Source organism: Lactobacillus nasalidis (genome assembly GCF_016587775.1).
In the GTDB taxonomy this organism is placed as follows: domain Bacteria; phylum Bacillota; class Bacilli; order Lactobacillales; family Lactobacillaceae; genus Lactobacillus; species Lactobacillus nasalidis.
The window spans coordinates 1-544 of sequence record NZ_BOCG01000435.1 but is presented as its reverse complement, the minus strand read 5'-3'; the positions used below and the strand labels follow the sequence as shown (position 1 = coordinate 544).

The following is a 544-nucleotide window of genomic DNA, read 5'->3' as shown; positions in this document are numbered from 1 at the left end:
CAGGATGTCAAGACCTGGTAAGGTTCTTCGCGTTGCTTCGAATTAAACCACATGCTCCACCGCTTGTGCGGGCCCCCGTCAATTCCTTTGAGTTTCAACCTTGCGGTCGTACTCCCCAGGCGGAGCGCTTAATGCGTTTGCTGCGGCACTGAGGACCGGAAAGTCCCCAACACCTAGCGCTCATCGTTTACGGCATGGACTACCAGGGTATCTAATCCTGTTCGCTACCCATGCTTTCGAGCCTCAGCGTCAGTTGCAGACCAGAGAGCCGCCTTCGCCACTGGTGTTCTTCCATATATCTACGCATTCCACCGCTACACATGGAGTTCCACTCTCCTCTTCTGCACTCAAGAATGACAGTTTCCGATGCAGTTCCACGGTTGAGCCGTGGGCTTTCACATCAGACTTATCATTCCGCCTGCGCTCGCTTTACGCCCAATAAATCCGGACAACGCTTGCCACCTACGTATTACCGCGGCTGCTGGCACGTAGTTAGCCGTGACTTTCTGGTTGATTACCGTCAAATAGAAACCAGTTGCTGCTC

Annotated in this window: 1 rRNA gene; it reads right to left on the bottom strand. The window is 53.5% G+C overall.

Annotation, left to right across the window (positions count from 1 at the left end):
- A 16S ribosomal RNA gene (locus lacNas_RS08020) occupies window positions 1–544 on the bottom strand; the annotation flags it as partial.